This window comes from Comamonas testosteroni, assembly GCF_014076415.1.
Classification (GTDB): Bacteria; Pseudomonadota; Gammaproteobacteria; order Burkholderiales; family Burkholderiaceae_C; genus Comamonas; species Comamonas testosteroni_F.
Genome location: NZ_CP043568.1, coordinates 4005198 through 4021035, shown reverse-complemented (window position 1 = coordinate 4021035; position 15838 = coordinate 4005198). Strand labels below are relative to the sequence as shown.

Below are 15838 nucleotides of genomic sequence, written 5' to 3'. Positions count from 1 at the left end.
TTGTCTACGCTTGGCCCTTTGATTGATAAAGGACAAGTCATGGCGGTAAGCATTTCTTCCCCTGCCAAGGATCGCGGGCAGCAGGTGCCCATAAACCTGGTGCGTAAAATTGGTCTTATTCACGACCATTGGCAGCCGCATGTTGTCGCTGAAATGAACGACTATCAGTTCAAGGTCGTGAAGATCGCAGGTGACTTCATCTGGTATGCACATGACGATACCGACGAGGCATTTATTGTGCTGGCAGGTGTGTTGAGAATCGACTTTCGAGACCACAGCATAGAGTTGCAAGCGGGCGAAATGGCTGTGGTCCCTAGAGGGGCTGAGCACAAAACGTTTGCGGCAACGGAAGCCAAATTGCTGATGATCGAGCCCATGGGGGTTCCCAACACCGGGTATAGCGATTCGGAGCGACGGGCTCCTAACGACGTTTGGATATAGAAGTAAGGCACTGGCAATGGGCCACTGAAATGGTGTGTGCGGCCGGCAGCTTTTGGCACAGCGAGTCACCTTGGGATCGCAAGAGCCTGCTCTCACGACGTGACAGCAGACGTCAAGCGACCTATATGCCTGCACCTAATAGCCGCTGTCCGCTGCACACTTGAAAACTGTCCTTGGGCAGTCGTCCGCGTAGACGCACGGATGACCACTATGTAGCTGTTGGAGATAGGTCGCATAGCAGCCATGAACAGTAGCAATCGCTGCTATGCAAGCATTGACTGCCGAGGAACGAACGACAGCAGTGGGTCCTGAGTAGCCCTCGGCGGCTGGCTGCTACCGCTCAAAAGCGGAGGTCACCTTGATTCCTGCAAGCCTCCGACGAAGGCTGGCCTACAGAGGCATTCTGGTCAGTGACCTGAATGGCAGCGGCAATCGAGTGATGGACAGCCATTGGACAGGTAGACATGCCCTGTCCGTCCTCTGGCATTTTGCCATCCAGCACAGACAGCTATAAAAATGATAAAGCTGTGCTGCAGTTCATACCTCCCCTTCCGGCCGGGTGCCAGGCAACACCAGCTTGCCTTCGCGCATGGCCTGCAGCAGCAGATGGGGGGTGGTGCAAATATGGGCTTCCAGGGCCAGGGCCGCGCGAGCCTCGTGGCCAGCCATGGCGAGCTCGAAGATTTCCTGGTGCTCGGCATGCACATCGCGGGTGAGCGCGGGCTGCTCCATGGCGTAGCAGCGGTAGCGCTCGCTATGGCGCGCCAGCAGGCGCAGCACCTTCAATGTCCAAGGGGATGCATAGCCGGAGAGCAGGGTCTCGTGAAAGCGCAGGTTCAGGGCCTCCCACTGGCGGCGGTTGTCGCTGGACAGCGGTTGCTCGGCCGCCGAGAGTTCGTCATAGCTGGCCTGCAACTGGGCCCGCCAGGCCGCGTCGCCATGGCGTATGGATTCACGCAGCGCATGGGTTTCGATATGTACCCGCAGCCGGGTGATGTCCTGCAGGTCGTCCATGGCGATGGTGGAGACGCGAAAGCCGCGCTGGCCTTCGGTTGTGACCAGGGCATCACTGACCAGGCGCGTCAACGCCTCCCGCAAGGTGCCGGCACCGACCTCGTAGGCCTGGCGCAGATGCTCTATGCGCAGCTTGCTGCCAGGCAGCAGGCGGCCTTCGACAATGTCGGTGCGCAGCCGGGCATAGGTTTGCTCGGTCAGGGTGCGCGATGCCTCGCCGCCGCTGGATTCAGCCTCGGGCAGGGCCAGGCATTGCATAAAGGATTTCTTGGCCAAGCGTTTACTCCTCCGTGCCTGTGGTGCGTTCGCGGATGCGTGAGAGCCGGTAGCTGAGTTGGGGGCGGGTCATGCCCAGGGCGCGGGCTGCTGCGGCCAGATTGCCGCTGGCGCGGCGCACGGCTTCTTGCAGCAGCCCGTCTTCCAGGGCATCCAGCGAAAGCCCCTGGTGCTGCATGCTGTCGTACACCCCGGCCGTGTGCAGATTGCCATCTGCGCCGCAGGCCTGGGCCAGATGGCCTTGGTCGTCTATGGTGCTTTGGCCGTTGTCGCTCCACTGGGGGAACAGGCAAGCCACATCGATGGGTTCGCCGGCCGGCGTGAGGATGAGGCCGCGTTCCACCAGATTCTCCAGCTCGCGCACATTGCCGGGCCAGCTGTGGCCGCGTAGTGCGGTCAGCGCCCGGTCGCTGAAGCCCGGGGCCGGCTTGCCGTGCAAGGCCGAGTATTTCTGCAGCAAATGCATGGCCAGCAGCTCGATATCGTCCACGCGCTCGCGCAGCGCGGGGATGCGTATGGGGTAGACGTTGAGGCGGTAGAGCAGGTCGCGCCGAAAGCGCCCCTGTTCCACGGCTTTTTCCAGGTCTACATTGGTGGCGGCGATCACGCGCACATCGACTTGGGTACTGCGGTGGCCGCCCAGGCGTTCCACTTCGCCACTTTGCAGCACGCGCAGCAGCTTGGCCTGGGCGGCCAGGGGCAGCTCGCCTAGCTCGTCCAGCATCAGCGTGCCGCCATGGGCGCGTTCAAAGCGCCCTATGCGCGTTGCCGTGGCGCCGGTGAACGCGCCTTTTTCGGCGCCGAACAGCTCGCTCTCTATCAGGTCGGCGGGCAGAGCCGCGCAGTTCACGGCCACAAAGGGTTTGTCGGCACGCGGGCTCATGGCATGTAGGGCGCGCGCAAAGCGCTCCTTGCCCACGCCGGTCTCACCCGTGAACAACACCGTGACCTGGGTGGGAGCAGCCTTGGATAGCAGCTCCAGCGCGGCCTGAAAGGCGCGTGAATGGCCCAGCAACGGGCCCTGGCTGTCGAAAGGGGCCAGGCCGGTGCGCAAGGCCTCGACCTGGGACTGCAGCTCATCCAGGCGTACCAGCATGGAGTCGGGGTCGTAGTCGCGTGCGATTTGTTCGCCATCGGGCCACTCATGTTGAAACCGGCCTTCTATCAGGCAGTGTGCGTGGCCGCAGGTGGAGCACTGCATTTCCTTGAAAAACACCGGTCGACGGAAGAACGCGCTGGAGTAACCCGAGGCATATCCCAGCAGCATCCAGCACGAGGGCTGGTCCTGGGGGCCCCATTCGCGCAAATGGATTTCCGCTTCCCAGCTGTGTTCCCAGCGCACCACGCATTGAAAGTGGCCGGCCTGCTCATCGGCCTCAAAGATTTCCGGCGTGGCGCGCACTGCACCCTCCAGCCGGTGCAGTTGGGGGCCTACGGCAAACATCTCGAACAGGCTGGCCGTGGGTCGTATCTGGCGTGCCAGCAGTGCATCGCGCTCACCTGCGGCATAGCCGGCACGCAGCAGCAGGCGCCGCGTGTGATCGGGCCCCATGGTGTTCATCATTTCGCGGCGCAGGGCGTGAAGAGAGGCCAGGTGCAGCAGCAACATGCGCTGGCCCGCGAGCCAGATCAGTCCGTCTTCGGTGGAGAAGCGGACCTGGCTGCGCAAATCGGCATCGGAGGGTAAGGCGGGGGGAGTGTGGGGCATGAGAAAACTATCGATAAAGCATCGAATTCTGGCTACGGGATTGACCCGCATCCTCGGCCTTGAACTGCTGGCGCAATTGATGAATTGCGAACCTTTGCATGGGGTACTTGATCATTTGATCATGCTGCACTGCAGTAGGCATTGAAGCACTGTGACTGCTGTCCTAGGGTTTGCCCGGGAATTACTGATCACCAGCTTGCTCAAACACGCGCAAATTTAGGGAGTAACCCTGAATTTATCGATATTTTCATGAACTGGCACGGGCTGTGCAATTGCAAAAGCCATAGACCCGCCAGGAGCCCCTCATGGAAACAAGCACTCTCGATCTTCCCGCCTGCGATCTCACGCGCCGTTCGGTGCGCGTGCTGCAAAGGCGCGCCAACGGTTTTGTGGACTTCGAGTTCTCCGTGGGCTGGCCCGAACTCACGGTGGAGCTGGCCATGACAGAGGCCGACTTTGAGGCCTTCTGCCAGGTCCAGAAAGCCAGGCTGCTCTGACCATCACTCACGCATCCCACGACAACACAGGAGACAAGCCCATGAATATCGAGCTTTCGGCGCGCGAGATACAGCCGCTGCGCCATACCTTTGCCCGCGTGGCAACCTACACGGGAGACAAGCCCGCGTCGCGCTATCTGGAGGCCACGTTGGGCGTGCAGCCCACGCACCACTTCCATTACCGGCCGCTGTGGGAGCCAGAGTTCGAGCTGTTCGACACCGGCCGCACGGCGATCCGCATGGCGGACTGGAACGCGCTGCGCGATCCACGTCAGTACTACTACGCCACCTGGACCATGACCCGCGCCAGGCAGCAGGAGGCTGTGGAAGCCAACTACCAGTTTGTGGAGTCGCGCAATCTGGCCGGCAAGATGTCCGATGCCCTGCGCGCCAAGGCCTGCGATGTATTGATGCCGCTACGCCATGTGGCCTGGGGCGGCAATATGAACAACAGCCAGATCTGCTCACGCGGCTACGGTACGCCCTTCACGGCTCCGGCCATGATGCATGCCATGGACCACCTGGGTGTGGCCCAGTACCTCACGCGACTGGGCCTGGTCATGGACGAGCCCGGCGTGCTCGAGGCCGGCAAGAACGACTGGATGCAGCACCCGGCCTGGCAGCCGCTGCGCCATCTGGTGGAAGACCTGCTTGTGGTGCAGGACCCCATGGAGCTGTTCGTTGCCCAGAATATGGTGCTCGACGGACTGCTCTATCCCCTGATCTACAACCACTTCGTCGACGAGCATGTCACGGTGCAGGGCGGCACGGCCGTGGCCATGCTCACGGCCTTCATGCCCGAGTGGCACACCGAGACCGCACGCTGGATCGATGCCGTGGTCAAGGTAGCTGCAGCCGAATCCGCAGACAACCGCAGCCAGCTGTCGCACTGGTATCTGAGCTATGCCGAGCATGCCGGCGTGGCATTGGCCGCCGTGGCCGAACTGGCCCTGGGTGCGCGTGGCGCAGCCGTGCTCAGCGAAGTTCGCCAAAGCCTGGATGCCCGTGCCCGCAAGGCCGGTCTGGACATCTGAGGAGCAGCGCCATGAGCACATCTGCCAGCACCCCCGTCTCCAAGGTGTTCATCGCCTTTCAGGACAACGAGGAATCGCGCCCCGTGGTGGACGCCATCCTCGCCGACAACACCCACGCCCAAGCCGTGTACTCGCCCGGTCTCGTGAAGATCGACGCCCCCGGCCGCCTGGTCATACGTCGCGCCAGCATTGAAGAGCAGACCGGTCGCCCCTACGAGCTGCAGCAGATCCAGATCAATCTGGTCACGCTGTCTGGCCATGTGGAGGAGGACGACGACGAATTCTCCCTGAGCTGGAACCAGTAAGAGCCGCTCACCGAACACCACCAGACAACGCCATCCAAGGAGACACCATGGACGCACCCGTAATCAAGAAAAAGCTGGGCCTCAAGGACCGCTACACCGCCATGACACGTGGCCTGGGCTGGGAGACCAGCTACCAGCCCATGGACAAGGTCTTCCCCTATGACAAGTTCGAGGGCATCAAGATCCACGACTGGGACAAGTGGGAAGACCCCTTCCGCCTGACCATGGACGCCTACTGGAAGTACCAGGGCGAAAAAGAGAAAAAGCTCTACGCCGTGATCGAGGCCTTTGCCCAGAACAACGGCCAGTTGGGCGTGACCGATGCGCGCTATCTCAACGCGCTCAAGCTGTTCATCCAGGGCGTTGTGCCGCTGGAGTATTACGCTCACCGCGGTTTTGCCCATGCGGGCCGGCATTTCACCGGTGCGGGGGCGCGCGTGGCGGCGCAGATGCAGTCCATCGACGAGCTGCGCCACTTCCAGACCGAGACCCATGCGCTGTCCAACTACAACAAGTACTTCAACGGCATGCACAGCTCCAGTCACTGGTTCGACCGGGTCTGGTTTTTGTCGGTGCCCAAGTCCTTTTTTGAAGATGCGCTGAGCGCAGGCCCGTTCGAGTTCCTCACGGCAGTGAGCTTCTCCTTCGAATATGTGCTGACCAATCTGCTGTTCGTTCCCTTTATGTCGGGCGCGGCGCACAACGGCGATCTGTCCACCGTGACCTTTGGCTTCTCGGCGCAAAGCGATGAGTCGCGCCATATGACGCTGGGCATCGAATGCATCAAGTTCATGCTGGAGCAGGACCCGGGCAACGTGCCCATCGTGCAGCGCTGGATCGACAAATGGTTCTGGCGCGGCTACCGCGTGCTGACCCTGGTGGCCATGATGCAGGATTACATGCTGCCCAAGCGCGTGATGAGCTGGAAGGAAGCCTGGGAGATGTATGCCGAGGAAAACGGCGGCGCTCTGTTCCGCGATCTGGCGCGCTACGGCATCCGAGAGCCCGCAGGCTGGAAGCTGGCCTGCGAAGGCAAGGACCACATCAGCCACCAGGCCTGGAACATCTTCTACAACTACACGGCGGCCGCACCTTTTCACACCTGGGTGCCCGGCGAGCAGGAGATGCAGTGGCTGTCTGAAAAATACCCGGACAGCTTTGACAAGCACTACCGTCCCCGCCTGGAGCACTATCGTGCAGAGCAGCAGGCCGGCAAGCGCTTTTACAGCAAGACCCTGCCCATGCTGTGCACCACCTGCCAGATCCCTATGGGCTTCACCGAGCCCGGTGACGCCACCAAGATCTGCTATCGCGAGTCCGACTACGAGGGCAGCAAGTACCACTTCTGCAGCGACGGCTGCAAGCATGTCTTCGACGACGAGCCCGAGAAGTTTGTCCAGTCCTGGCTGCCCGTGCACCAGATCTACCAGGGCAACTGCTTCAAGCCCGATGTGGACCCCACGGCCGAAGGCTTTGACCCGCTGGCTGCGGTGCTGGACTGGTACGGCATGAATGTGGGCCGCGACAACATGGACTTTGAGGGATCGGAGGACCAGCGCAATTTCGCGGCCTGGCGCGGCGACCCGCCACCGGCAACCTCGGCCAACAACGCAGCCACTAACGCTTCCGCCAACCCCAGCCAGGAGGCCCAGCCATGAGCGTCACCGCACTCAAGCCCTATCGCTTTCCCGCCAAGGATGTGCGCGAGAACTTTCCCGCGCCTCTGCTCTATATCGGCTGGGAAGACCACCTGATGTTCTGCTCGCCCGTGGCCCTGCCGCTGCCGCCCGATATGCCTTTCGGTGCGCTGGCCCAGGCCGTGCTGCCCGACGTCTATGGCGCCCACCCCGACTTTGCACGCATCGACTGGAGCGAGGTGCAGTGGTTCAAGTCGGGCCAGCCCTGGTCGCCCGATGCGTCCAAGTCGCTGGCCGACAACGGCCTGACGCACAAGGACGTGATCCGCTTTCGCACCCCGGGCCTGATCGGCATCCAAGGCTCTTACAGCTAACCACCCTGGCGGTTGCAGCGCTGGCCTGGCCGGCGCTGCAGGAATGAGAGCGAGACGATATGAGCTACCAACTGACCTTAGAACCCCTGGGCGCCTCGATTGAAGTGGAGGAAGGCCAGACCCTGCTGGACGCCGCGCTGCGCCAGGGTATTTACATTCCCCACGCCTGCGGCCATGGCCTGTGCGGCACCTGCAAGGTCCAGGTTTGCGACGGCGACGTGGACCACGGCGCGGCCAATCCCTTCGCGTTGATGGACATGGAACGCGAGGACGGCATGACGCTGGCCTGCTGCGCCACGCTGCAGTCCGATGCCACCATCGAGGCCGATTTCGAGGACGAGCCCGATGCGCAAATCATCCCCGTGCGCGACTTCGCAGCCACAGTGGTGCGTATCGTCGATCTGACGCCCACCATCAAGGCTCTGCACCTGCGCCTGGAGCAGCCCATACGCTACCAGGCGGGCCAGTATGTGCAGCTGCGCATACCCGGTCTGAGCGAGGAGCAGGGCGGCTCGCGCGCTTTTTCAATCGCCAACGCGCCTGGCGCCGACGGCTGCGCCCAGGAGATCGAGCTCAATGTGCGGCTGGTGCCGGGCGGTGCGGGCACGGGCTGGCTGCACGAGCATCTGAGCGAAGGTGACAGCCTGCAGCTGGCCGGGCCCTATGGACGCTTTTTTGTGCGCCATTCGGCACGCCAGCCCATGGTCTTCATGGCTGGGGGCTCGGGGCTTTCCAGCCCGCGCGCCATGATTTTGGAGCTGCTGGCCAAGGGTTGCGAGCAGCCCATCACACTGGTCTACGGCCAGCGCTCGCGCGAGGAGCTGTACTACGACGACGAGTTTCGCGCCCTGGCCGAGCAGCACCCGCATTTCACCTACATCCCCGCAATATCGGGCGAGGACTGCGGGGATTGGCAAGGCGCGCGTGGCTTTGTGCATGAGGCTGCGCAAGCCCATTTCCAAGGCGGCTTTGCGGGTTGCAAAGCCTATCTGTGCGGGCCTCCACCCATGGTCGAGGCCTGTATTTCCACCCTGATGCAGGGCCGGCTGTTTGAGCGCGATATCTACACCGAGAAATTCCTCTCTGCCGCCGATGCGCAAGGCGCGCGCAGCCCCTTGTTCAAGCGTGTCTGAGGCCGCCATGACAGCCATGCAAAACGTGCAAGTCAGCGTGGAGCAAACCGGCGATACCTATGCCTGCGGCACCCACGAAAGCCTGCTGAGTGGCATGTTGCGCCTGGGGCGCAAAGGCATTCCGGTGGGCTGCGTCAACGGTGGCTGCGGCGTCTGCAAGGTGCAGGTGCTCGAAGGTGCGGTACGCCATCTGGGCCCCGTGAGCTGTGCCCATGTGAGCGATCTCGAACGCGATCAGGGCTACACCCTGGCCTGTCGTGTAGCCCCGCTGGAGGCCGTACGCATTGCGGTGGCACAGCGCCTGCACAAACCATTTTTTCTGCGGGCGGCCTCCACGGCGCCCACAACCCACGACACACCAACAAGCAACTAAGGAGACAAACATGGGTGTAATGCGAATCGGCCACGCCAACTTGCGCGTGATGGACATGGATGCTGCGCTCAAGCACTACGAAAACGTGCTGGGAATGAAGGTCACGCTGCGCGATGCAGCGGGCAATGTCTACCTCAAATGTTGGGACGAGTGGGACAAGTATTCCCTCATCCTTACGCAAAGTGATCGCGCCGGCCTCAACCATGTGGCCTACAAGGTGCAAAACGATGCCGACCTCGACAGCCTGCAGGCACGCATCGAGGCCTGGGGTGTGAAGACCACCATGCTGCCCGAAGGCAGCCAGCCCACGGTGGGCCGCATGTTGCAGTTCAATCTGCCCAGCGGCCATGAGATGCGCCTGTACGCCAAGAAGGAGTGCGTGGGCACGGATGTGGGCTCTCTGAACCCCGACCCTTGGCCCGATGGCCTCAAGGGCGCAGGCGCGCACTGGATAGATCACTGTCTGCTGATGTGCGAGATGAATCCCGAGGCCGGTATCAACACCGTGGAGGACAACACCCGCTTCATGGCAGAGTGCATGGACTTCTTCCTGACCGAGCAGATTCTGGTCGGCCCAGAAGGCAATATGCAAGCCGCGACCTGGATGGCGCGCTCCACCACGCCGCACGACATCGCCTTTGTGGGCGGCCCCACCTCGGGCCTGCACCACATTGCCTTCTTTCTGGACTCCTGGCACGACGTGCTCAAGGCCGCCGACGTCATGGCCAAGAACAAGGTGCGCATCGACGTGGCTCCCACACGCCACGGCATCACGCGCGGCGAGACGATTTACTTCTTCGACCCCAGCGGCAACCGCAACGAGACCTTTGCCGGCCTGGGCTATCTGGCCCAGCCCGATCGCCCCGTTACCACCTGGAGCGAGGACCGTCTTGGCAGCGGCATTTTCTATCACACGGGTGAGCTCGTGGCGTCATTTACGGATGTGTACACCTGAAAGGGAACACCCCCTGAGGTGCTTCGCGCCTTCCCCCCGCTCTTGGCATCGCAAGCAATGCGGGCAGGGGGACGCTGCCAGCGCTGTGGGGCGGCCCTTGCGCGGCAGCCCTGATATGGGCCGCGCCAGCTTTTTGCGTAGCCCCCCTGCACAGCCCCATGGACCCCCGAGACATCTGTGAACCCACAAGAAAGAGATAGAGATGAAGCACAAGATTGCATCTGCTGCCCTGGCCCTGCTGGGTACGCTGGCAGCCACGGCCGTGCAGGCCGAAGGCCATTACGTCCCCGGTGTGGAGGGCATGCAGGGCCCCAGCGTGCCGCCGCCCGGCGTGTACTACCTGGGCTATATGGTGAACTACAGCATCGACGATTTCCGCGCGCCGGGTAGCAGCGACAACCTGCCCGGCCACAACCGTGGAACCGTGACGGCCCTGGCCAACCGTTTTGTCTGGATCACCAACTACAAGCTGCTCGGTGCCGACTACGGCATGGAGGCCATCGTGCCGGTGATGCGTACCTCACTCACGGTGAATGCGGCCGGCATTTCCGATAGCCGTTCGGGCGTGGGCGACGTTTATCTGGGTCCACTGGTGCTGGGCTGGCATGGCCCGCAGTGGGACGCTGTGGCCGGTGCCGGTATCTGGCTGGATTCGGCCAGCAGCCGCGACCCGGCTTCGCCGGGCAAGGGTTACAAAAGCACCATGCTCACCGGTGGCCTGACCTATTACTTTGACGCTGCCAAGACTGTTTCGGCCTCGGGTCTGATGCGTTTTGAGCGCAACGGCAAGAACGATATGGGCTTTCGCAACGGCAACCAGGTGACGCTGGAATGGGGTCTGGGCAAGAATTTTGGTGCCGTGCATGCCGGCCTGGTGGGTTACAGCCAGTGGCAGATCAGCGATGACAAAGGCCCGGGTGCCACGAACCAGCATTCCTCGCGCCATGCACTGGGCGCCGAGCTGGTCTACCCGGTGCCGGGTGCAGGCGTGTTCCTCAAGGGCGCGGTCTACAAGGAAGTCAGCGCCACGGCCGGCACGGGGGCCCTGCCCAAGGGTTCGCTGGTGCGCTTCACAGTAGTCAAAGCATTTTGAGGAGGCTTGACATGCTGGACTCACTGATGGTTTCTCAGCCCGTGATCCGCACCGAAGCCGCCTTGCGCGCCGTGGGTGCGGCCGTAGCCAAGGCCGTGGAATTGGGTGTGCGTGTCAATGTGGCCGTGGTGGATGCGGCAGGGGTGCAGGCTGCATTTGTGCGCATGACGGGCGCACCCCTGCACTCCATGGACATCGCCACGGACAAGGCCTATACGGCCGTGAGCTTTGGCCTGCCCACGGGCCAGTGGCAAGAGGCCTTGGCCCAGCATTCAGCGGCCGTGCGCCAGGGCCTGGTCCTGCGACCGCGCTTTGTGGGCTTTGGCGGTGGGCGGCCCATCGTGGTGGAGGGCGCACGCATTGGCGGTATCGGGGTGTCCGGCGGCAGCGAGCAGCAGGACGAGATCATTGCCGAGGCCGGCCTGCAGGCCCTGGGCCTGATTGAGGACCAGCAAGGTGGCTAAAACCTGGCGCCTGCCTGCCCCCTCAGGCCTAGGTTTTGCCCTGGTCCGCAAAGGTACGCACCTCGTCCAGAAAGGCCGCCAGCACCGGCGATGCATCGTCGCTGCGGTACAGGCAGCTGAGCTCGATGTCACGCAAGTGGCGCGAGTGCAGCGGCCGGTATTCCACGCCGGGCAGACGCAAGCTGGTGGCCGAACGCGTGGTAATGCAGGCGCCAAACCCGCCTGCCACCAAAGCCACGCAGGTCAGTACATCTTCCACCGACTGGGCCACGTTCAGACGCAGGCCCTCGCGGTGGAAGGCATTGCTGACTTCCTGGGCCAGGCCATGCAAAGAGAGATTGGGGTAGAGGATCATGGGCTCGTTGTCGAGCTCGGACAGAGCGACCTCTTTGCGCGCGCACAGCCTGTGCGTGGCCGGCAGGCCCACGACCAGGGCTTCCTTGAGCACGGTCTGCACGCCTATGCCAGGTTCTGCAGGCACCAGTCGGTTGAAGCCAATGGTGATTCTGCGTTCGCGCAGCGCCTGCAGTTGCTCGTCCTTGGTCTGGTTGTGCAGCGCTATGCGCACCTCGGGCCTGGCCTGGTGAAACGCCGCCAGCAGGCGCGGAATCACGTCCAGCACGCCGGAGCCAAAAATGCCCACGTCCAGCTGGCCAGTCAGTCCCTGACCGGCTCTTTGCGTGCGCTCGCGGGCGCGCTCGGCCAGCGACAGGATGTTGGGCACCTCGTCCAGCAGGGTCTGGCCTGCCGCCGTCAGCTCCACTCCCTTGGGCGTGCGCACAAACAACTCGGTGCCCAGCTCCTCTTCGATGGCGCGTATCTGCCGCGTCAGCGGTGGCTGGGCCATGTGCAGCCGGGCCGCGGCCCGGCCGAAATTCAGCTCCTCAGCCAGCGCCAGAAAGTACCTCATCTGCCTCAAGTCCATGGGGTGGCTCCTTGATACCTTTTAGGTATCTATTTTGGAAAATTCAGTATTGGACAGTATTGAACACCGAATTTATCGTTGCTGCAAAAGCATGCGTGACAGGAAGAAAACCATGAAAGACATCCAGAACTTCATCAACGGTGCCTACGTTTCCACGGGGTGCAGCTTCGACAAGCACTCACCGCTCACGGGCCAGGTGATTGCCAAGGTGCATGAGGCCGGCCGCAGCGAAGTCGATGCCGCCGTGGCTGCAGCGCGCACTGCGTTGAACGGACCCTGGGGCCGTATGAGCGTGGCCGAGCGCGTGGAAAAACTCTATGCCGTGGCCGATGGCATCAACCGCCGCTTCGAGGAGTTTCTGGCCGCAGAATGTGCGGACACGGGCAAGCCGCGCAGTGTGGCCAGCCATATCGACATTCCGCGTGGTGCGGCCAACTTCAAGATCTTTGCCGACGTGGTCAAGAACGTGCCCACGGAGTTCTTCGAAATGACCACGCCGGACGGGCGCGGTGCGATCAACTACGGCCACCGTGGCCCGGTGGGCGTGGTGGGCGTGATCTGCCCCTGGAATCTGCCCCTGCTGCTGATGACCTGGAAGGTAGGCCCGGCGCTGGCCTGCGGCAACACCGTGGTGGTCAAGCCTTCCGAGGAATCGCCCCAGACTGCCGCCCTGCTGGGCGAGGTCATGAACGAGGCCGGCATTCCGCCCGGCGTCTACAACGTGGTCCATGGTTTCGGCCCCGATTCCGCCGGCGAGTTCGTCACCAGCCACCCCGGCGTGGATGCCATCACCTTCACCGGCGAGACGCGCACTGGCGAGGCCATCATGAAGGCTGCTGCCAAGGGCGCGCGCCCCGTGAGCCTGGAGATGGGGGGCAAGAACGCCGCCATCGTCTTTGCCGACTGCGATTTCGAGGCGGCCATCGAAGGAACGTTGCGCTCGGCCTTTGTCAACAGCGGCCAAGTCTGCCTGGGCACGGAGCGTGTCTATGTGGAGCGCCCGATTTACGAGCGCTTTGTGGCCGCGCTGAAGCAGCAGATCGAGGGGTGGAAGATCGGTGTGCCCGAAGACGACGACACCAAGCTGGGCCCGCTGATCAGCAAGGAGCATCAGGCCAAGGTGCTGTCGTATTACCAGCTGGCGGTGCAGGAAGGCGCCACCGTGGTCACCGGCGGCGGCGTGCCCGACCTGGGCGCCCAGTATGCGGACGGCGCCTGGGTGCAGCCCACGATCTGGACCGGCCTGCCCGAGACGGCACGCGTCATCAAGGAAGAGATATTTGGTCCCTGCTGTCATATCGCTTCCTTCGATACTGAAGAAGAGGTGCTGACCAAGGCCAATGACAACGTCTATGGCCTGGCCAGCGCCGTCTGGACGCAAGACCTGGCCCGCGCCCACCGTGTGGCCCAGCGCATGCATGTGGGCATTTCCTGGGTCAACAGCTGGTTTCTGCGCGATCTGCGCACGCCTTTTGGCGGCGCCAAGCAATCGGGCATCGGCCGCGAAGGCGGTGTGCATTCGCTGGAGTTCTATACCGAGCTCAAGAATGTTTGCATAAAACTTTAGACACCCCCTGAGGCGCTGTGCGCCTAGGCGGCCCCGCCTTCCCCCTCTCTGGCGCTACGCGCCGGAGGGGGACGACACCGGCGCGGCGGGGCGGCCCTTGCGCGGTGTCCCTGAGTTGAGGCGTGCCAGTTCAAATGCAGCGCCACTTTGTCTTCTTATCTTTTCGTGAGCCATTCCTATGAACACTGAACTGCAACACTCCCTGGGCGATGAGCTGTATGCGGCCCTGCGTGAATGCAGGGTGGTCGAGCCTTTGAGCAACCGCCATCCCGACATCACCGTCGATGATGCCTACGCCATACAGCAGCGCATGCTGGCGCGTCGCCTGGAGGCGGGTGAGCGCGTGGTTGGGAAGAAGATAGGCGTGACCTCCAAGGCCGTGATGGACATGCTGGGCGTGTTCCAGCCCGACTTTGGTTGGCTCACCGATGGCATGGTCTTCAACCAAGGTGAGGCTGTCTTGGCGAGCAGCCTGATACAGCCCAAGGCCGAGGGCGAGATCGCCTTTTTGCTCAAGAAAACGCTCCAGGGTCCGGGCGTGACGGCAGCCGATGTGCTGGCCGCCACCGAGGGGGTGATGGCCTGTTTCGAGATCGTCGACTCCCGCATCCGCGACTGGAAGATCAAGATCCAGGACACCGTGGCCGACAACGCCAGCTGCGGCGTTTTTGTGCTGGGCGATCGCCTGGTCGACCCGCGCGATGTGGACCTGGGTACCTGCGGCATGGTGCTGGAGAAAAACGGCGAGATCGTGGCCACGGGCGCGGGCAGCGCGGCCCTGGGCCATCCGGCCAATGCCGTGGCCTGGCTGGCCAACACCCTGGGCGCTTACGGCATTGCGCTGGAGGCCGGAGAAGTCGTGCTCTCCGGCTCGCTGGCCGCCATGGTGCCGGTCAAGGCCGGGGACAACTTGTGCGTTTCCATCGGTGGCATCGGCGGTTGTTCCGTAAGGTTCATATGACCCCCCCTGAGTCGCTTCGCGCCTTCCCCCCGAGGGGGACGACAGCCTTGCGGCGGGGCGGCCCTTGCTCGCTGTCCCTGACTTGGGCCGCGCCAGTTGCGTGGCATGTGAGCGGCGATGTGAATAGCAAATTTATTTGGAGACAACAGTGATGAGTCAAAAAATCAAATGTGCGCTAATAGGACCGGGCAATATCGGCACCGACCTCTTGGCCAAGCTGCAGCGCAGCCCCGTGCTGGAGCCGGTGTGGATGGTGGGCATAGACCCCGATTCCGATGGCTTGAAGCGGGCGCGTGAAATGGGCATCAAGACTACGGCTGAGGGCGTGGATGGACTGCTGCCGCATATGCACGCCGATGGCGTGCAAATCGTGTTCGACGCCACCAGCGCCTATGTGCATGCCGAGAACTCGCGCAAGGTCAACGAACAGGGGGCGCTGATGATTGACCTCACGCCGGCGGCCATAGGCCCTTTCTGCGTGCCCCCGGTCAACCTGATACAGCACCTGGGCAGCGGCGCCATGAATGTGAATATGGTTACCTGCGGGGGGCAGGCCACCATCCCCATGGTAGCGGCGGTGAGCCGCGTGCAGGCCGTCGCCTATGGCGAAATCGTGGCCACCGTGTCCTCCAAGTCCGTGGGACCGGGCACGCGCAAGAACATTGACGAATTCACGCGCACCACGGCAGGTGCGGTGGAGAAGGTAGGCGGTGCCAAAAAAGGCAAGGCAATCATCGTCATCAACCCGGCCGAACCCCCTTTGATGATGCGCGACACCGTGCACTGCCTGACCGAGGACGAGCCCGACCAGGCCGCCATCACCGTCTCCATCCACCAGATGCTGGCCGAGGTGCAGAAATACGTGCCCGGCTACCGCCTGGTCAACGGCCCGGTGTTTGACGGCAAGCGCGTCTCCGTCTTCCTCGAGGTCGAAGGCCTGGGCGACTACCTGCCCAAGTACGCGGGCAATCTGGACATCATGACCGCCGCCGCCGCGCGCACAGCCGAGATGTTCGCCGAACAAATGCTGGCCGGCAAGCTCACGCTCGCACCCATGGCCCCCTTAGCCGCCTGAAGGAGA

The 15838-nt window shown here is 62.8% G+C and carries 17 protein-coding genes; 14 read left to right on the top strand and 3 right to left on the bottom strand.

What is annotated here, in order from left to right:
• Positions 1-39: 39 nt before the first annotated feature.
• Positions 40-441, top strand: a complete 402-nt coding sequence (locus F0P97_RS18520; protein ID WP_182283451.1) for a cupin domain-containing protein — start codon at positions 40-42, stop codon at positions 439-441.
• Between the two features lie 537 nt (positions 442-978).
• Here the strand turns inward: F0P97_RS18520 and F0P97_RS18515 are convergent.
• Complete coding sequence (locus tag F0P97_RS18515) at positions 979-1731, bottom strand: GntR family transcriptional regulator (RefSeq protein ID WP_182283450.1); 753 nt, start codon at positions 1729-1731, stop codon at positions 979-981.
• 4 nt (positions 1732-1735) lie between these two features.
• Positions 1736-3439 (bottom strand): sigma-54-dependent Fis family transcriptional regulator, encoded by a 1704-nt coding sequence (locus F0P97_RS18510; RefSeq protein ID WP_182283449.1) that lies wholly within the window; start codon positions 3437-3439, stop codon positions 1736-1738.
• 305 nt (positions 3440-3744) lie between these two features.
• Here F0P97_RS18510 and F0P97_RS18505 point away from each other — a divergent pair, with 305 nt between their 5' ends.
• From F0P97_RS18505 to F0P97_RS18460, 10 genes are all read left to right on the top strand, one after another.
• Positions 3745-3936 carry a phenol hydroxylase subunit gene (locus F0P97_RS18505; RefSeq protein WP_182283448.1) on the top strand — a complete coding sequence of 64 codons (192 nt, stop codon included), beginning with the start codon at positions 3745-3747 and terminating at the stop codon, positions 3934-3936.
• Between the two features lie 41 nt (positions 3937-3977).
• Entirely contained in the window at positions 3978-4970 is a 993-nt protein-coding gene (locus F0P97_RS18500; protein WP_182283447.1) for an aromatic/alkene monooxygenase hydroxylase subunit beta, read from the top strand.
• An 11-nt stretch (positions 4971-4981) separates the two neighbouring features.
• On the top strand, positions 4982-5275 hold the full coding sequence (locus F0P97_RS18495; RefSeq protein WP_182283446.1) for an MmoB/DmpM family protein: 294 nt from the start codon (positions 4982-4984) through the stop codon (positions 5273-5275).
• A gap of 47 nt (positions 5276-5322) precedes the next feature.
• Positions 5323-6933, top strand: a complete 1611-nt coding sequence (locus F0P97_RS18490) for an aromatic/alkene/methane monooxygenase hydroxylase/oxygenase subunit alpha (protein ID WP_182283445.1) — start codon at positions 5323-5325, stop codon at positions 6931-6933.
• Positions 6930-7286: a phenol hydroxylase subunit P4 gene (locus F0P97_RS18485; RefSeq protein WP_003066651.1), complete on the top strand. Its 357-nt coding sequence runs from the start codon at positions 6930-6932 to the stop codon at positions 7284-7286. The genes F0P97_RS18490 and F0P97_RS18485 overlap by 4 nt, the downstream gene beginning before the upstream one ends.
• A 59-nt stretch (positions 7287-7345) precedes the next feature.
• Complete coding sequence (locus tag F0P97_RS18480) at positions 7346-8419, top strand: NADH:ubiquinone reductase (Na(+)-transporting) subunit F (RefSeq protein WP_182283444.1); 1074 nt, start codon at positions 7346-7348, stop codon at positions 8417-8419.
• A 7-nt stretch (positions 8420-8426) separates the two neighbouring features.
• On the top strand, positions 8427-8792 hold the full coding sequence (locus F0P97_RS18475) for a 2Fe-2S iron-sulfur cluster binding domain-containing protein (RefSeq protein WP_182283443.1): 366 nt from the start codon (positions 8427-8429) through the stop codon (positions 8790-8792).
• Between the two features lie 10 nt (positions 8793-8802).
• Positions 8803-9747 carry a catechol 2,3-dioxygenase gene (locus tag F0P97_RS18470; protein WP_182283442.1) on the top strand — a complete coding sequence of 315 codons (945 nt, stop codon included), beginning with the start codon at positions 8803-8805 and terminating at the stop codon, positions 9745-9747.
• A 202-nt stretch (positions 9748-9949) separates the two neighbouring features.
• A complete protein-coding gene (locus F0P97_RS18465; protein ID WP_182283441.1) occupies positions 9950-10840 on the top strand; it encodes a SphA family protein in 891 nt (296 codons plus the stop codon).
• Between the two features lie 11 nt (positions 10841-10851).
• Positions 10852-11304 (top strand): GlcG/HbpS family heme-binding protein, encoded by a 453-nt coding sequence (locus F0P97_RS18460; protein WP_182283440.1) that lies wholly within the window; start codon positions 10852-10854, stop codon positions 11302-11304.
• A gap of 28 nt (positions 11305-11332) precedes the next feature.
• Here the strand turns inward: F0P97_RS18460 and F0P97_RS18455 are convergent, their stop codons facing one another.
• A complete protein-coding gene (locus F0P97_RS18455) occupies positions 11333-12229 on the bottom strand; it encodes a LysR substrate-binding domain-containing protein (RefSeq protein ID WP_182283439.1) in 897 nt (298 codons plus the stop codon).
• Between the two features lie 112 nt (positions 12230-12341).
• On the opposite strand from F0P97_RS18455, the gene F0P97_RS18450 reads away from it, so the two are divergent.
• The 3 genes from F0P97_RS18450 to aphF all read left to right on the top strand — a co-directional run bounded on the left by F0P97_RS18450 (position 12342) and on the right by aphF (position 15832).
• A complete protein-coding gene (locus tag F0P97_RS18450) occupies positions 12342-13796 on the top strand; it encodes a 2-hydroxymuconic semialdehyde dehydrogenase (RefSeq protein WP_182283438.1) in 1455 nt (484 codons plus the stop codon).
• Between the two features lie 178 nt (positions 13797-13974).
• The gene (gene dmpE, locus F0P97_RS18445; protein WP_182283437.1) at positions 13975-14757 is read left to right on the top strand and encodes a 2-oxopent-4-enoate hydratase; all 783 of its coding nucleotides are present in this window, start codon (positions 13975-13977) and stop codon (positions 14755-14757) included.
• Between the two features lie 151 nt (positions 14758-14908).
• Positions 14909-15832: an acetaldehyde dehydrogenase AphF gene (gene aphF, locus F0P97_RS18440; protein WP_182283436.1), complete on the top strand. Its 924-nt coding sequence runs from the start codon at positions 14909-14911 to the stop codon at positions 15830-15832.
• Positions 15833-15838 lie beyond the last annotated feature (6 nt).